Below are 15,523 nucleotides of genomic sequence, written 5' to 3'. Positions count from 1 at the left end.
CCTCTCTTTTTTAGAGAGGTTTTTTCCTAGGCCCAGAGCACCCCATAGTCTCAATTACCCATATATTAAAAGGCCTTTTTTCATTTTACTATCATCCAAAAGAGGAAAATAGACCAGTTGTCAATAGAATCAGAGTCTAATAGAATGATGTCGACAAGTAAATCATGCAGGATTGTTACTGATAAAGCAGGCAAGACCTAAAATGTGTTAAGGGCAAAGTGTATTCTTTGGCGTCACCCCATACATATTTTAGGTCTTTTTTTCTGTAACAAACCTGCCATCCATGAATGCAGGAGGATCGAATCGGCAGGTCGCAAAAAAAGGTACATACAAAAGGAGACATGAACATGAACATCAAAAAATTTGCAAAACGAGCCACAGTTCTAACTTTTACGACTGCACTTCTGGCAGGGGGAGCGACTCAAGCCTTCGCGAAAGAAAATACCCAAAAACCTTACAAAGAAACGTACGGCGTCTCTCACATCACACGCCATGATATGCTGCAGATCCCTAAACAGCAGCAAAGTGAAAAATACCAAGTGCCTCAATTCGACCAATCAACAATTAAAAATATCGAGTCCGCAAAAGGACTGGATGTGTGGGACAGCTGGCCGCTCCAAAACGCTGACGGAACAGTAGCTGAATACAACGGCTATCACGTCGTGTTTGCTCTTGCCGGAAGCCCGAAAGACGCTGATGACACATCCATCTACATGTTTTATCAAAAAGTCGGCGACAACTCGATCGACAGCTGGAAAAACGCGGGCCGTGTCTTTAAAGACAGCGATAAGTTCGACGCCAATGATGAAATCCTGAAAGAACAGACACAAGAATGGTCCGGTTCTGCAACCTTTACATCTGACGGAAAAATCCGTTTATTCTACACTGACTTTTCCGGTAAACATTACGGCAAACAAAGCCTGACAACGGCGCAGGTAAATGTGTCAAAATCTGATGACACGCTCAAGATCAACGGAGTGGAAGATCATAAAACGATTTTTGACGGTGACGGAAAAACATATCAAAACGTTCAGCAGTTTATCGATGAAGGGAACTATACATCCGGCGACAACCATACGCTGAGAGACCCTCACTACGTTGAAGACAAAGGCCATAAATACCTTGTATTCGAAGCCAACACGGGAACAGATAACGGATACCAAGGCGAAGAATCTTTATTTAACAAAGCGTACTACGGCGGCAGCACAAACTTCTTCCGTAAAGAAAGTCAGAAGCTTCAGCAAAGTGCTAAAAAACGCGATGCTGAATTAGCGAACGGCGCCCTCGGCATCGTAGAATTAAACAATGACTACACATTGAAAAAAGTCATGAAGCCGCTGATCACTTCAAACACGGTAACTGATGAAATCGAGCGCGCGAATGTTTTCAAAATGAACGGCAAATGGTATCTGTTCACTGATTCACGCGGTTCAAAAATGACGATCGACGGTATTAACTCCAACGATATCTACATGCTTGGTTATGTATCAAACTCTTTAACAGGTCCTTACAAGCCGCTGAACAAAACTGGTCTTGTACTGCAAATGGGTCTTGATCCTAACGATGTAACGTTCACTTACTCTCACTTCGCAGTGCCGCAAGCCAAAGGCAACAATGTCGTGATCACAAGCTACATGACAAACAGAGGCTTCTTTGAGGATAAAAAGGCAACATTTGCGCCAAGCTTCTTAATGAACATCAAAGGCAAGAAAACATCCGTTGTTAAAAACAGCATCCTTGAACAAGGACAGCTTACGGTTAACAACTAATAACAACAAAAAGAAAATGCCGATACTTCATTGGCATTTTCTTTTATTTCTCAACAAGATGGTGAATTCAATCATGGCACGAAAATGGCCCATTGTAATATTGATCTTTTTGGGTGCGTTCCTGTTTGTCGGCTTACTGCCGAACAAAAACCACAATTCCTCTGACACAAACACGGAGCATAAGAAAGATTACCGGGCGGCGTATCATTTTACGACCCCGGACAAATGGAAAAACGACCCTCAAAAGCCCATTTTTTTCGAGGGGAAATATCATTACTACTATCTTTATAATCGGGATTACCCGAACGGCAACGGCACAGAATGGCGGCACGCCGTATCAGAGGACTTGGTGCACTGGACGGACGAAGGCACGGCTATTCCGAAATACACCAACGAAAACGGCGATATATGGTCCGGTTCTGTCGTCATTGATAAACACAACACCGCGGGCTTCGGCAAAAACGCGCTGGTCGCCGTCACAACGCAGCCGACAGCCAAAACAAAAGCCCAGGAACAATATTTATGGTACAGCACGGACAAAGGAAAAACGTTTACTTCCTATAGTGATCAGCCCGTGATGAAAAATCCGGGAACTAAGGATTTCCGGGACCCGAAAGTGATCTGGGATGAAGAGGATGACAAATGGGTGATGGCCATGGCCGAAGGCGAAAAAATCGGTTTTTATGAATCACTCGATTTAAAAAATTGGACATACACGGGCGGTTTTATCACTCAGCAGATCGGCCTCATCGAATGCCCCGACCTTTATATGATGCGTGCAGATGACGGAACACCCAAGTGGGTTCTGGGCGCAAGCGCAAACGGCAAACCCGCAGGCAAACCGAATACGTACGCGTATTGGACCGGAAACTTTGACGGGAAGGAATTTTCCGCCGATCAAGAAGAACCGCAATGGCTCGATTACGGCTTTGACTGGTACGGCGGCGTCACATTTGAGGACGGTAATAGCGAAGATCCGCTGACAAAACGCTATGCGCTGGCATGGATGAACAATTGGGATTATCCGAATGAAACACCGACACTAAAAAACGGCTTTAACGGCACGGATTCTATCGTCCGTGAAATCCGCCTTCAGCAGCAGGACGGCGGCACATACAGCCTTGTGTCAGAGCCGGTTGAAGCATTGAACCAATTAACCTCTTCAACTGACAGCATAGAACACAAACAGGTGAACGGTTCAGAGACACTGCCGATCAAAGGTGATACATATCAGCTTGATATGGATATCGCTTGGTCAGATATCAAAAATGCAGGCGTCAGACTCAGAGAATCAGCAGACCAAAGTCGGCATATTGATGTCGGTATTTCGGCAGAAGACGGCTATGCCTATGTGAACAGATCGTTTACAGACCAGCCTGATAAAACCGGTGCATACGCCGAAAGCAAAGCCCCATTTGACGGAAACAAAGGGCGCGTCCATCTGAAAATTCTCGTGGATAAAACAAGTATTGAAGTATTTGCAGACGACGGAAAAACCGTTTTGACAAATGAAGTGTTCCCAAAACACGAAGATCAGGGAATCACGCTCTTTTCTGAAGGCGGCTCCGCTGACTTTCAGCATATTGAGATGAAGCATCTCGGTTCGATTCATTCTTAGACATCTCTCTTCATTTCTAACCAGCGCCCGGACTGTGGTAAAATGCAAATATGTATACTACGATTCATGAGGTGTTCCATTGGATAATCAAAACAAAGAACCTGTGCTGAAAAGAACCATCATGCGGGACGAAGTGTATCGCACACTCAGAAACTGGATCATAACGGGCAAGCTCAAACCGGAAACAAAGTTAAAGGACAAGGATTTGTCGGAAACATTGGGAATCAGCCGCACCCCGATACGGGAAGCCTTATTGCGGCTGGAAGATGACGGCTTGGTGATAACAAAAGCGAACAGATGGACGCTTGTCGCTCCGATTGAGTTAAAAGAAGCGGAAAACTTGTATTCCATCGTCTGGACGCTTGAAAAACTCGCATTGCAGCAAGCTCTCCCGCATGTGGACGATGCCGTGATTCAGGAATTGAAACAGCTGAATGAAAATCTTCTTCAAACAATGAAAGACGGCGATAAACTGGCCATCCTGGAAGCGGACAATGCATTTCACCATCGCATCATTCTGCTTGCGGACAACGCCGAACTTCACAAATTGCTAGTAAGCCTGAAAGTCAAAATTCAGAGAATGGAAATCCGCTATTTCAGTGAAAACGGCGCTTTAAACAGATCATATAATGAACACTCTGATATCATTCACGCATTAGAACAGCAAGATGCCGCCGCTGCTTTTACAGCGCTTGAAGCGAATTGGAAAAACAGTTTAGAACGGCTGCAGAACATGGCATAGCAAATGAAAAAGCCAAATCACTCATATGATTTGGCTTTTTTACGGATATCACAAGACAGCCGCGTTGGCTGTCTTGTTTACTTATTGTTTATATATAAATACATACCGTAATCCGTCGGCACAGAAGCATACCCCATCTGTCTGAGCATGGCTGTTATATTCCCGCGATGATACGTTCCGTGGTTCACAACATGGAGGATCATATCGGCCGCTGCGGTTTTCATGATGTCACCTGACGGATGCTCTATTTCAAGAGGGAGACTGATATTTTCTTCCTTTTGCAAAAATAATTGATACCGGTCTGATAATTCCGAGAACATATCTTCCAGCTCTTCTATCTCTTTAGACAAGATGTCCTCTTTTTGCTGTTCAGCTGATTTCAGCGTATCCTCCAGACGCTCTCCGGAGAACACATCAAACCACCCCTTATCCGACAGATACACATGAGTCAATACACCGGCTATCGACGGAAAGACACTTTGAATCTCCTTACGATACACATCCTCCGGAAGCTCTTTAAGCCGGGTGAATATTTGCTGATTTGCCCAAAGATGATAATCATACAATTGCAGTGCCAGATGTCCCACATTACCCTCTCCTCTCTCGATATAGAACGTACGTTCCTCATTATACTACACTACATGCGACTTTGTACCATCTTCTTCATTCGCAGCTGAGAAAATCCGATAAAAGCCGAAATTAATAAGAGGAGGCCTGCGCCAATATAAATAAACCGCACGCCGAATACATCCGAGATAACCCCCGTTCCGATAATGGAAAACATAAAAATGAACTGAACTAAAGCTGATCTCGCCGCTAATATATTGACCCGTGTCTTTTCGGTCGTGATGTTTTGAAGGAATGTTTCCTGCGTGAGATCTCGTAATACACAAGCCGGCCCCATGCACAGCACCAGAAAAAGGGCGGTAACGGCGCTTGTGATCAGCCCGTAAATAAACGTGAACATTCCATATGCCAAGGCTCCCGTCAGCATAAGCGGAATGAGATGATGCTGAAACTTGCCGGATAACTTATAGATGATCAGTCCGCCGATCATCGTCCCTGCATAATAGACTCCGTTGACATACCCCCACCAAGCCTCTCCTTTATGAAGGACGTCATGCACATAAGTCAAGGACACAGAACCGATCCATATCATGCCTGCCCACGATTCGATCACATCCATCACAATGAGAACCCTGAGCTGTTTTTGCTGAAATAAATACACCCAGCCGCTTGCCGCATCTGCAAAAAGGGAACGTTCCCTGACTGCTGCCGGCGCACACATGCGTACTTGAAGAAACAGAATGATGCCCAACACCGAAGAAACCAATAACATGACAGTGACGATCATTGTATCGCTCTCTCCCAGGAACGCTATGATGACGCCGCCCAGAGACCACCCCGCAAACTGAACGGTCTGATCCGCCGCCGATAATAAACCGTTCGCTTTCGCCCTTCGATCAGGAGGAATGATTTCCCCAATCAGCGCGCTTTTTATCGGAGCAAACCATCCGTTGCAAAAAGAAATGCCTCCGATCAGACAAAACAGCAGAAAAAAGAATGCGGATGAACCGGTTTGGATGACAAAAAACAAACAGACTAACAGTGTGATCTGTATCAATTGAGAACTGATTAACAAAGAACGAAGCGTGAACCGGCCGGTGACCAGCGGCAAAACGGCGCTGCCCAATACGCGACATACAATGCTGACGAACGTCATAAGAGAGGCCATCGCCGTCGAACCGGTTTTTGTAAACAAAAACAAGATGACAGCCATCGTATAAAGTGAGAACCCCAAGTTGATAGCGGTCTGGCTGTATAAAATAGCGTAATACGCTCTCTTCATATTCATCTTCTCACTCCCTGATTATGTAAATCATACCATATTTGCTGATCAGCTCTCTTTTTTTTAAAAAAGGTAGGTATGGAGTCAAAAAACAGCTGGCTGACATCGAAAATGTCATTAAGATTCCGGACAAAAACAAAAGCCGATGCGCGCAGGCATCGGCTTTCAAATTAACCTATCATCTCAAGAACAAGCGAAACAAAAGCTTCAGCGGCCGGAAGCTGCCATTTTTTCTTTTTGACCAGCATATGAGAATAAAGCCGCTCGAACGGCTCAGACTGCTGAAGAATTTTCAGCTTCCCCGCTTTTACCTCTTCTTTTACCGTAATATAAGGTAAAACGGAGAAACCGAGTCCGCTCATCACCGTCTGCTTAATGGCCTCTATGCTCCACAGTTCCATTGTTTGTAAATGACTGATATCATGCTTGACGAGAAATCGTTCAAACATAGTCCGATAGCTGCACCCTTCTTCATTTGTAATAAAAAAGTGCTTGCCGCTTTGTTGATAGTCGTCAAAATGATCCGGTGCGTCACTGCCTGCCACGAGGACGATGCGTTCCTCCAATAAAGAATGATGTATGCATTTTTCCATTTGTATCTCCGGATATACCATAAATGCAATATCCACGCGGCCGCTTACTAATTCCACCTGATTCTGCCCGCATGTTCCGTTGCTCAATATGATATTGACGTTCGGATACTTCATGGAATATTCTCTGATAATCGGCCCCAGTCTGGAAATGGTCAAAGACTCCGGCGCCGCAATTTTTAAAACGCCCTTCACCTCGTGAATGCTTTGCATATTTTTGATCTTGTCATGGGCGGAAAGTAAATCCTCGGCCAACGGTATCAGCTCTCTCCCTAAAGGCGTCAGTTTCAGACGCCTTTTTTCGTACGTAAATAATGCGCCGCCGATCTCCTGTTCAAGCGCCTGAATATGAGTCGTAATCGTCGACTGCGTGTATCCCAGCTTCGCCGCGGCCCCTGTATAGCTTCCCTTATCTACAATGGCCTGAAATGTAATAAGATGTCTGATCTCCATATGAATTCACCTCTAAGATGTATCGAAAAAATCAATAATGCGATTTTATTTTTCAATTTTATTTATAACTATTCTTATCATACAATAAAAAACGGTTCCATCACATTAGCAAATGAAGGTGATTTAATGAGTATCATAGCTTTTCTTTCTTATGTCCTGATGACATCTATTACGCCCGGGCCGAGCAATATTTTAATGATGAATGAAGCGCGCAGAGCCGGCTTTATCGGTTCATGGCGTTTTAACGGCGGCATCCTGACGGGATTTGCAGTGCTCGGCATTCTCAGCGGTCTGTTTACCATGAGTGTTTATCATTGGATTCCCGTCGTGGAACCTTACTTTAAAATTGCCGGAGCCGTCTATTTGCTCTATTTGGCTTGGCAGATCTCGCTGCCCAAAACATCAAAAGGCGATTCTGAAAAAACCCGATCGTCTTTTCTATCGGGATTTCTGTTTCAAATGATCAATATAAAGAGTATTTTATTCTTTTTAACCTTAATGAGCGCTTTTATATTGCCATTTCAGCACACGTATCCATTGATTGCGTTCTGGCTCGCGTCGGCTATTCTCCTGGGCTGGGCGGCTTTACTGCTGTGGTCGGCGTTCGGCTCTGTTTTTAAACATCTCTTTGAGAAACACGATAAAGCGTTTCGCATCGTGATGTGTCTGCTGCTCATCTATTCTGCGGTAAGCATTTATCTGTAATTCAAAAAAGATCCGCCTAAAGAATGATTTTCAAAACAGAATAAAAAAAGAGGGCTACCATTCCGGAAGCCCTCACTCCGTCTGCTACGCCGCTAAAAGAAAAATAAGCGCTAAAACAGCCGGAAGTCCTTGTTTTACGATAATTGATTTGTTTGAAGTAAAGCCTCCGAAAATTGCCGCGATGACCACACAGATGACGAAAAACATTTGAATCATATGGCCAATCGGATCAGCTCCGAGGATCAGCCCCCAAATGAGGCCGGCAGCCAGAAATCCATTATACAGACCCTGATTTGCAAACATGACCGCTACATTCCGATCACCTTCTAAATGCTTCGGCAATTTGAAGGACCGCTTAGCTGCCTTCGAATTGATAAAAAACATTTCAAGTATCATGATAAATACATGTTCTAAAGCTACAACTCCGACGAAAACAGCTGCAATAATCTCCACTGTCCCTCTCCCCTCAGCTTCACTTCAACCTTATTTCCATTGTGCGATTGTTTCGATAGGAAGACGGTAGGAAGCATATCCTTCGTCTGCCGCTTTTCCGATTGATAGCAGCATGACCGGTACATAACGCTCTTTATCCATTCCGAAAACCTCGGCAATCTTTTCTTTATCGTAGCCGCCGATCGGGTTTGTGTCATAGCCGTGCGCGCGTGCCGTAAGCATCAGCTGCATGGAAACGAGTCCTCCGTCAATCAGAATCGTTTCACGGTTCACTTGCTCCGGCAGTTTTTCAAAATGCGCCGTCAACGCAGGGATTTGTCTGTCTTTTACTTCCTGCGGCATGTAGCCCAGTTCGACCGCTTTTGAATAAATTTCTTCTAAATAGTCATCACTGTTCATATCTGCGAAAACCGCGATCACCGCAGATGATGTGCTGACTTGTGTTTGGTTAAAGCTGGCAAGCGGCGCGAGTTTTTCTTTTCCTTCAGGGCTGTCAATGACGAGAAAACGCCACGGCTGCGCGTTGACTGAAGACGGTGCTGTCGTTGCTTCTTCCAGGATTTGAGTCATTTCTTCTTTGCTGATTTTCACGGCCGGATCGTAGTTCCGAATGGAACGGCGCCCTTTCATAATGTCCATAAAATCGTTTGTTTTCAGTTCTGTTTTCATGTGTAAAACACTCCTATGCTTTCATATTTTCTATATTATTCTGCATCTGTGACAATACGTTTTTTAACATACTGCGTTCTTCCTCGCTGACACCGGCAAGCATTTCCTTTATGAAACGCTCCTTCTCCTTTTTGGAAGCCTCAATTCTCTCCCGCCCCTGTTCAGTAAGCCGGACAAGTATAATTCGGTTGTCCTCGGGCTTCCGCCTTCTCGTAACCATTTCTTTGGCTTCAAGCTGTTTCAAGTGTCGCGTAACAGCTGCACCATCAATATTCACCTTTTTCTGAAGATCGCTTTGGCTGATCTCATCGACGTAAAAAAGCACGGCGAGAAGCTCAAGACGGGATTGGCTGATTCCGGTGCACGCTTCAAACTTCGTGCCGATCACTTTATGCAGTGATTGGAGCTGATATAAAATCTCGCCTTCCTCTGAACAACATGCTGTCAAAACCCATCCCCACTTTCTTTTGCGCAATTAATTGACTAGTCAACGTTTGATATATCAATAATATACAGCCGTCATTCTATTTTTGCAAGTTTTTTCTCCTTTTTTAAAAAAAGCTGCCGATTAACGGCAGCTCGCTTCTTAATGATTATGGACTTTTCTGAAATTACTGCCTTTTACTTCTGCGACATCATATACCGTCACAAAGGCTTGTTTATCAATGTCATTAATAATTTCTTTCAGTTTGGTTTCTTCTAAACGGTTGATGACACATGTGATTTCTTTGAATTTTTCATGGGAAAAACCGCCGTATGCTTCTTTATAAGTGGCACTCCGGCCTAATTCCTCACGAATGGTCTCTACCATTAATGCAGGCTCATTGGTGATAATCTGAAATGTTTTAGAACCGCTTAAACCTTCCTCAACCACATGAATGACCTTAGACGCAATGTAGTAAGCAATGACGGAAAGCAATGCGCCTTGCAGCCCGAATACAAAAGAAACAAAAATAAACACAAACATGTTTAAAAATAAAATGAGGTCGCTCGTGCCAAACGGCAATTTCCGTGACAGAAGCACAGCCAGCATATCAATTCCGTCTAATGCGCCGCCGTTGCGCAATGCCAATCCCATTCCAAAGCCGATAATAATCCCGCCGACAACGGTGATTAACAGGGTGTCTCCCTCGATGATAGCAGGAGTGTGGTGGAAAAAACTCGTGCCTGCGGCAAGTGAGATAATGCCGATAATGGATAGAAACGCAAAACCTTTCCCGATTTGCTTATATCCCAACCAGACAAACGGTATATTGATCACCGCAATTAAGATCCCAAGAGGCAAATGAAACAGCTGTGAACAGACAATGCTGAGTCCGGTTACACCGCCGTCAGATACACTATTCGGAATCAATACGGTTTCCAGTCCATACGCGGCAATAATTCCGCCGATGATGACCATGATGGCCCGTACGATTGATTTCGCTCTGATTTTCTTACGTCTTTGTTTTTCGATTGTACTCATATCATTCCCCGCTTCAATTATTTTTTCTTATTTAAATATACCATAATTGATACTTTTCGTTAAAAATAAGCCTATCGGCTATGTTGAAGCAGGAACCGAGGAAGGAGATGTCACAGATAACGTATCCATTTATGACTTTAATCATTCACAATGTAATCATTCACTAAAAGGAATTAATGACCATTAATAATCTCTTTTGTTTCCCTTCTTCACAAATTCCCAATCATATTCTATATTTTTTCTCACCCGCTGAAGAAGACTGAAAATGGTTTCTTTTTCCTCAGATGTAAATCCGGACAGGGCTACCTCCGCAGAATGCTCTCCTTCTCTTTGCAATAACGGATAAACCTTTCTCCCTTTTTCAGTCGGAAACAGTTTTTTTATTTTTTTATTTTGATCATCAGGACGCTTTTCAATAAACCCCTGTATTTCCAATTTTTTGATTGCTCTCGCCGCTGTTGTGCGGTCAACTTTAATCATTTCCGCCACTTTTTCCTGTATCACTCCCGGGTTTTCACATATACGCACAAGATAGAGATACTGCCCTTTTGTTAAGTCTAATTCCTTAAATTCAATATTGCTGATGGAATCCAGTGCCCGTGCGATCATGCCGATTTCCCGCAAAATATCAGTCATATCTTTTCAAACCCTTCATTTTTTGTTGCATTTGCAATATAATTATTTTATCGTTACTTCTATAAGACCACAAGCAAGCCGTGCAGTCCAGACTAATATGTGAAAAGGATTGATTGATCATGAGGATAAAAAGAATAACAACGGAAATTGGTTTGCAAGCAGCGCTTGAGATTAGAAAAGCAGTATTCATTGAGGAACAGCAAGTACCTGAAGCCGATGAATTTGATCAGTTCGATACGCTTGGGGATCAGTGCGGGCATGTCTTGGTTTATCATGAAAATCAGCCTGCCGGCACAGGACGCGTCCGCATTGTAAACCATACAGGCAAGCTCGAACGAATCTGCATCCTGAAGCCTTACCGTAAATACGGGTTGGGCAAAGTAATCATAAGCGAATTAGAAAACATGGTAAAAGAAAAAGGCATCACCCAATGTAAACTGCATGGACAAACACATGCGGAAGGCTTTTATCACAAACTGGGCTATCAGACAGATTCACCGGAATTTATGGAAGACGGCATCCCGCATGTCTTGATGACAAAAGAGCTGTGAGCTGTCACTGAATGAGCAGTCAAACGGCTGTATGAATTATTTACCGAAAGCCTTGTATAAAGGCTTTTTTTCATATTCTGAAACTCACAACTCAAAGGTATGTGTGCTCAGCCGGTGCTTGCACAAATGACCGCCACAAAAAAATCAAAGCTGGAATAAAACTACCAATTTAAGCTTTTAATCTATTAAAAATTAACAGTTAAAGAGATTATAAAAAGGGAAGAAAATCTCAAATTATACATAAAAGGCTGATTCTCTCTAATGTGGACTGCTGACGCGTTACATTTTTTCTATCTTCACATATCTTTAATACTACGTACGTTATAAATAGATTCCAGGAGGAGATATGAAGTGGAAGAAACGAGTATGGAGCCATCACGGCTCTGCAAAGAATTTGCTAGAATTCTCAATTCAACGCCCAGTGTCGTAAATGGCGTATGTACGGCGACAAGATTTCGAAGCAACATTCATCCGGTGGTACTCGGAAGAAGAGCCGAGGCATTTCCTTTTATTCCTCAGGCCTTTTCATTTGAAAGCATGGATCGGGAAGGCAGAGCTTTATGTTTAGGTGAGACTGTTTTACTGCAAGAAGAAGTGAACCCGTTAATGAGTGAGCTGCGCAAATTCGGTATCATCGTAACTGCCGTTCATAACCATTGGCTGTTTGATAAACCGCGTCTGATGTTTATGCATTTTGAATCAATTGATAAACCCCTCAATTTTGCAAGAAAAGTGAGAGAGGCCCTGAGAGTTCTAACTACTAAAACTGTGCGTGCGGTACCAAAAACTGACGGGGAGCTGATTGAACGGCATGGTCTTTGTGACGAGTTCAACGATATTCTAGGCGGAACCATGCATACGTTTGAAAATGGAATTTGTACAGTAATGAGATCACGAACGAATATAAAACCAGTAGTACTGGGACGGCCCGGAAGATCATTCTTGCTCATTCCGCAAATGTTTTCATTTGAATCAATGACAAAAGACGGCCGTGCTCTCTGCAGCGGAGAAACTGTCATTCTGCAAAAAGAAATCAATCCATTTATCAGCGTTCTTCGGAAACATGATCTGATTGTAACGTCACTTCACAATCACTGGCTGTTTGATAAACCGAGACTGATGTATATTCATTTCGAAGCGATTGATAAACCTGTCAACTTCGCCTTAAAAGTGAGAGATGCTTTAAAAGTTCTTACTCATAAAGAGGTCAAAGCTTAGCATGTTTTGAAGAATCAAAAAGCGATTAAAATAATCGCTTTTACATATGATCAACCGAAAACAAAAAAGAGACCATATATAGGCCTGGCACGACATTTTTTATGATAAGCGAGACTATTAAAAAACAGCCTTATAGGCTGTCGTTTTGTGTATATTCTATTGATGAGTTTATACTAATTCATCCCGCATTCCATACAAGCTCTTTATTTCTCAATGGTTTTCTACATGTCGTTGTGCAAACACCTTCTTAGCCACTGAAAGAGCATTAAGTACACGCGGGAATCCTGTATAAGGAACCAATTGGGTGATACTCTCTACAATCTCAGTCGGCGTTAATCCGGATGTAAGCCCTGTATTGATATGAAGTTCAAGCTGCGGCTCGGTTCCTTGCGTTACAAGGGATGAAATGGTAACAAGCGCACGTTGTTGATTGGTTAATCCCGGTCGTGAATATATATCTCCATAAGCAAATTCTATCATGTACTTACTTACATCTGGGGCGATATCTTTCAAGTCTTCAGAAATCTTTAAATGCGTAGAGATTTTATCATCGCTTGTTAAAGTGTACTCCATTAATTTGTCTAAACCTTGTTGGTAACGGCTTTGGTCCATTTGAATTTCCTCCTGAAAGGTACTTATTTTCTGACATAAGATAATATATCGCAGCCCTCTCTAACCGTAAAATACATAAAAACTATAAAAATCATTCATTTTTTTCATGAGTTATCTTGATTTACGTAATTACTCTTACAAAAAAATGAAATATACCGGATAAATTCGCGTACTGCGTGCGAAACGTATTTTCCTTTTTTTAAAATAATCGCCACTTTCCAAGGAATTGATGGATTAACAATGGAGATTGCCTTAACTAAACTTTGATCAGTCTTTTTTACTATAGACTGAGGAAAAATGGAGATACCTAGTTCTTCTCCAATCATTTCGCTGATAAAATCCCATTGAGAACTTTCATAAACGATATTTGGACGAAAACCGGCTCTAATACACTCTTGAATAATCCGATCGTGAAGAGAAAAGTCTTCACTAAACAGGATGAAAGGTTCATTTTTCAAGTCCTGCATTTCCACAATCTCTTTATGAACAAGCGGGTGAGCGGAATGAACGAAGAGCATCAGTTCTTCATTAAGCAATGGAATGATATCAAACTGCTCTTCGTCCACTGGCTCAATAACCACGCCAAGGTCCAGTACCCCATCTTCAACCTCCTGTTTCACCTTGTTTCCCCCATGTTCTATCAGCTTGATGTTCACATCAGGATACAATTGTTTAAATCCTCTAATGATTTTAGGAAAAAACAAGACACCGATAAGCGGCGGTATTCCAATTTTCACTTTTCCTTTTTTTAAATGTAAAAGATCGTATAAGTTCGTCGACAAGTCATCTATTGACTTCATAATCATTTGGCCTTGCTCAAATACAATTTCGCCTGCATCTGTCAAAGCGATTTGTCTGGCTGATCGATCAATGAGCTCAACCTTTAATTCCTCTTCCAAACTTTTCACCATCTTACTTAAGGCAGGCTGTGACAAATGCAAATTTTCTGATGCCTTAGTAAAACTGTTGGATTTAGCAACTTCAAGAAAGTAAGTGATTTGGCGTATATCCATCGTATGATCTCCATTCCATAAGTTTAACGAATACATTATATTCTTTTTATTCATTTTACTTATACAACTGCTGGGTGTAAACTTTTAGAAGAACAAAATGAATCCTGGAGGGGTTACTATGAGTAAATTATTGGAAAGTAAAGTTGCTCTTGTTACAGGCGCGGCGAGTGGAATTGGTTTAGAAATTGCACGTGAATTCGCTAAAGAAGGCGCAAAAGTTGTGATTTCCGATTTGAACGAAAAAGCCGTGCAACATGCAGCTGAGGAACTTACGGAACAAGGATACGAAGTCCTCTCTGCGGTTTGTGATGTAACAAACGAAGAACAAGTAGAAAAAAGTGTCTCTAAGACACTTGAAACCTTTGGACGATTGGATATTCTGGTAAACAATGCGGGGATTCAGCATGTGTCGGATATAGAAAACTTCCCGACTGATAAGTTTGAATTTATGCTGAAATTAATGCTTACTGCTCCTTTTAGCGACAAAAAGAGTATTCCCTTTGATGAAAAAACAAAAATTTGGCCGCATCATCAATATGGCTTCCATAAATGGTTTAATCGGTTTTGCAGGGAAAGCGGCTTATTGCAGCGCCAAACACGGTTTGATCGGTTTAACTAAAGTATCAGCATTGGAAGGAGCGGAATACGGAATTACCGTCAACGCCTTGTGTCCGGGATATATCGACACTCCATTGGTGCAAAACCAGTTAAAAGATATTGCAGAGACTAGAGGCATTTCTAAAGAAAAGGTGTTTGAAGAAGTCATTTACCCCTTGGTTCCTCAAAAACGTTTATTAGCCGTGCAAGAAATCGCTGATTACGCAGTATTCCTCGCCAGTGACAAAGCGAAAGGAGTTACAGGACAGGCAGTCGTAATGGACGGCGGTTATACGGCCCAATGATCTGAATTTCATCTGCAGGAGTCATAGCGCTTTGGATTAAATGATTTACTCTTCAAGAACCAAGCCGCTGTTCTTCTAGGAGAGACATAGCCATACAGATTGAAGTTTGAATAAAAACAAGGAGAGCAGAAATTAACATTTTTTTGACATTCGGCATCTTAACTTAAGAAAAGCCGCTTTGTTGGCGGCTTTTTTACTGGTTTTCATGAGGGGAAAAGAAGCATTTGAAAAAGCGAAACGCGAAAACAAGCAGATTCTTGTCATTGATAGCATGTCCC

Annotated in this window: 16 protein-coding genes and 1 pseudogene; 7 read left to right on the top strand and 10 right to left on the bottom strand. The window is 42.6% G+C overall.

Annotated features, from left to right (window positions below; genetic code table 11):
• Window positions 1–347 precede the first annotated feature (347 nt).
• The 3 genes from AC1RRX_RS14530 to AC1RRX_RS14520 all read left to right on the top strand — a co-directional run bounded on the left by AC1RRX_RS14530 (window position 348) and on the right by AC1RRX_RS14520 (window position 4,129).
• A complete protein-coding gene (locus AC1RRX_RS14530) occupies window positions 348–1,769 on the top strand; it encodes a glycoside hydrolase family 68 protein (protein WP_015240964.1) in 1,422 nt (473 codons plus the stop codon).
• A gap of 73 nt (window positions 1,770–1,842) precedes the next feature.
• Window positions 1,843–3,387 carry a glycoside hydrolase family 32 protein gene (locus AC1RRX_RS14525; protein ID WP_258566489.1) on the top strand — a complete coding sequence of 515 codons (1,545 nt, stop codon included), beginning with the start codon at window positions 1,843–1,845 and terminating at the stop codon, window positions 3,385–3,387.
• A 79-nt stretch (window positions 3,388–3,466) separates the two neighbouring features.
• The gene (locus AC1RRX_RS14520; protein WP_007409865.1) at window positions 3,467–4,129 is read left to right on the top strand and encodes a GntR family transcriptional regulator; all 663 of its coding nucleotides are present in this window, start codon (window positions 3,467–3,469) and stop codon (window positions 4,127–4,129) included.
• A 77-nt stretch (window positions 4,130–4,206) separates the two neighbouring features.
• Here AC1RRX_RS14520 and AC1RRX_RS14515 read toward each other — a convergent pair whose 3' ends face one another.
• The 3 genes from AC1RRX_RS14515 to AC1RRX_RS14505 all read right to left on the bottom strand — a co-directional run bounded on the left by AC1RRX_RS14515 (window position 4,207) and on the right by AC1RRX_RS14505 (window position 7,021).
• A complete protein-coding gene (locus AC1RRX_RS14515) occupies window positions 4,207–4,716 on the bottom strand; it encodes a DinB family protein (protein ID WP_015240966.1) in 510 nt (169 codons plus the stop codon).
• Between the two features lie 50 nt (window positions 4,717–4,766).
• Window positions 4,767–5,984 (bottom strand): MFS transporter, encoded by a 1,218-nt coding sequence (locus tag AC1RRX_RS14510; RefSeq protein WP_033574274.1) that lies wholly within the window; start codon window positions 5,982–5,984, stop codon window positions 4,767–4,769.
• Window positions 5,985–6,148: 164 nt separating this feature from the next.
• Entirely contained in the window at window positions 6,149–7,021 is an 873-nt protein-coding gene (locus AC1RRX_RS14505) for a LysR family transcriptional regulator (RefSeq protein WP_033574273.1), read from the bottom strand.
• Window positions 7,022–7,147: 126 nt separating this feature from the next.
• On the opposite strand from AC1RRX_RS14505, the gene AC1RRX_RS14500 reads away from it, so the two are divergent.
• Window positions 7,148–7,726, top strand: coding sequence for a LysE family translocator (locus AC1RRX_RS14500; protein WP_012118916.1), 579 nt, complete (start codon window positions 7,148–7,150; stop codon window positions 7,724–7,726).
• Window positions 7,727–7,810: 84 nt separating this feature from the next.
• Here AC1RRX_RS14500 and AC1RRX_RS14495 read toward each other — a convergent pair whose 3' ends face one another.
• The 5 genes from AC1RRX_RS14495 to AC1RRX_RS14475 all read right to left on the bottom strand — a co-directional run bounded on the left by AC1RRX_RS14495 (window position 7,811) and on the right by AC1RRX_RS14475 (window position 10,949).
• The gene (locus AC1RRX_RS14495; RefSeq protein WP_136803719.1) at window positions 7,811–8,179 is read right to left on the bottom strand and encodes a DUF1304 domain-containing protein; all 369 of its coding nucleotides are present in this window, start codon (window positions 8,177–8,179) and stop codon (window positions 7,811–7,813) included.
• Between the two features lie 30 nt (window positions 8,180–8,209).
• Window positions 8,210–8,848: a nitroreductase family protein gene (locus tag AC1RRX_RS14490; RefSeq protein ID WP_144464688.1), complete on the bottom strand. Its 639-nt coding sequence runs from the start codon at window positions 8,846–8,848 to the stop codon at window positions 8,210–8,212.
• Between the two features lie 13 nt (window positions 8,849–8,861).
• Window positions 8,862–9,323 (bottom strand): MarR family winged helix-turn-helix transcriptional regulator, encoded by a 462-nt coding sequence (locus tag AC1RRX_RS14485; protein WP_169510223.1) that lies wholly within the window; start codon window positions 9,321–9,323, stop codon window positions 8,862–8,864.
• Between the two features lie 111 nt (window positions 9,324–9,434).
• Complete coding sequence (locus AC1RRX_RS14480) at window positions 9,435–10,313, bottom strand: YitT family protein (protein ID WP_040238671.1); 879 nt, start codon at window positions 10,311–10,313, stop codon at window positions 9,435–9,437.
• Between the two features lie 183 nt (window positions 10,314–10,496).
• Complete coding sequence (locus tag AC1RRX_RS14475) at window positions 10,497–10,949, bottom strand: MarR family winged helix-turn-helix transcriptional regulator (RefSeq protein WP_144464686.1); 453 nt, start codon at window positions 10,947–10,949, stop codon at window positions 10,497–10,499.
• Between the two features lie 119 nt (window positions 10,950–11,068).
• Between AC1RRX_RS14475 and AC1RRX_RS14470 the strand changes: the two genes are divergently transcribed.
• Both AC1RRX_RS14470 and AC1RRX_RS14465 read left to right on the top strand, forming a co-directional pair.
• On the top strand, window positions 11,069–11,500 hold the full coding sequence (locus AC1RRX_RS14470) for a GNAT family N-acetyltransferase (RefSeq protein ID WP_144464684.1): 432 nt from the start codon (window positions 11,069–11,071) through the stop codon (window positions 11,498–11,500).
• Between the two features lie 351 nt (window positions 11,501–11,851).
• The gene (locus AC1RRX_RS14465; protein ID WP_064115184.1) at window positions 11,852–12,718 is read left to right on the top strand and encodes a DUF1259 domain-containing protein; all 867 of its coding nucleotides are present in this window, start codon (window positions 11,852–11,854) and stop codon (window positions 12,716–12,718) included.
• A gap of 210 nt (window positions 12,719–12,928) precedes the next feature.
• Here AC1RRX_RS14465 and AC1RRX_RS14460 read toward each other — a convergent pair whose 3' ends face one another.
• Window positions 12,929–13,330 carry a carboxymuconolactone decarboxylase family protein gene (locus tag AC1RRX_RS14460; RefSeq protein ID WP_007409882.1) on the bottom strand — a complete coding sequence of 134 codons (402 nt, stop codon included), beginning with the start codon at window positions 13,328–13,330 and terminating at the stop codon, window positions 12,929–12,931.
• Between the two features lie 104 nt (window positions 13,331–13,434).
• On the bottom strand, window positions 13,435–14,343 hold the full coding sequence (locus tag AC1RRX_RS14455) for a LysR family transcriptional regulator (RefSeq protein ID WP_025285581.1): 909 nt from the start codon (window positions 14,341–14,343) through the stop codon (window positions 13,435–13,437).
• A 118-nt stretch (window positions 14,344–14,461) separates the two neighbouring features.
• Here AC1RRX_RS14455 and AC1RRX_RS14450 point away from each other — a divergent pair.
• Window positions 14,462–15,245, top strand: a pseudogene (locus AC1RRX_RS14450) (3-hydroxybutyrate dehydrogenase).
• Window positions 15,246–15,523: the final 278 nt, after the last annotated feature.

This window comes from Bacillus sp. GW821-FHT11D08, from assembly GCF_058808515.1.
Note: the sequence above shows the minus strand (reverse complement) of the source record. Positions and strands in the feature narration are given on the sequence as shown.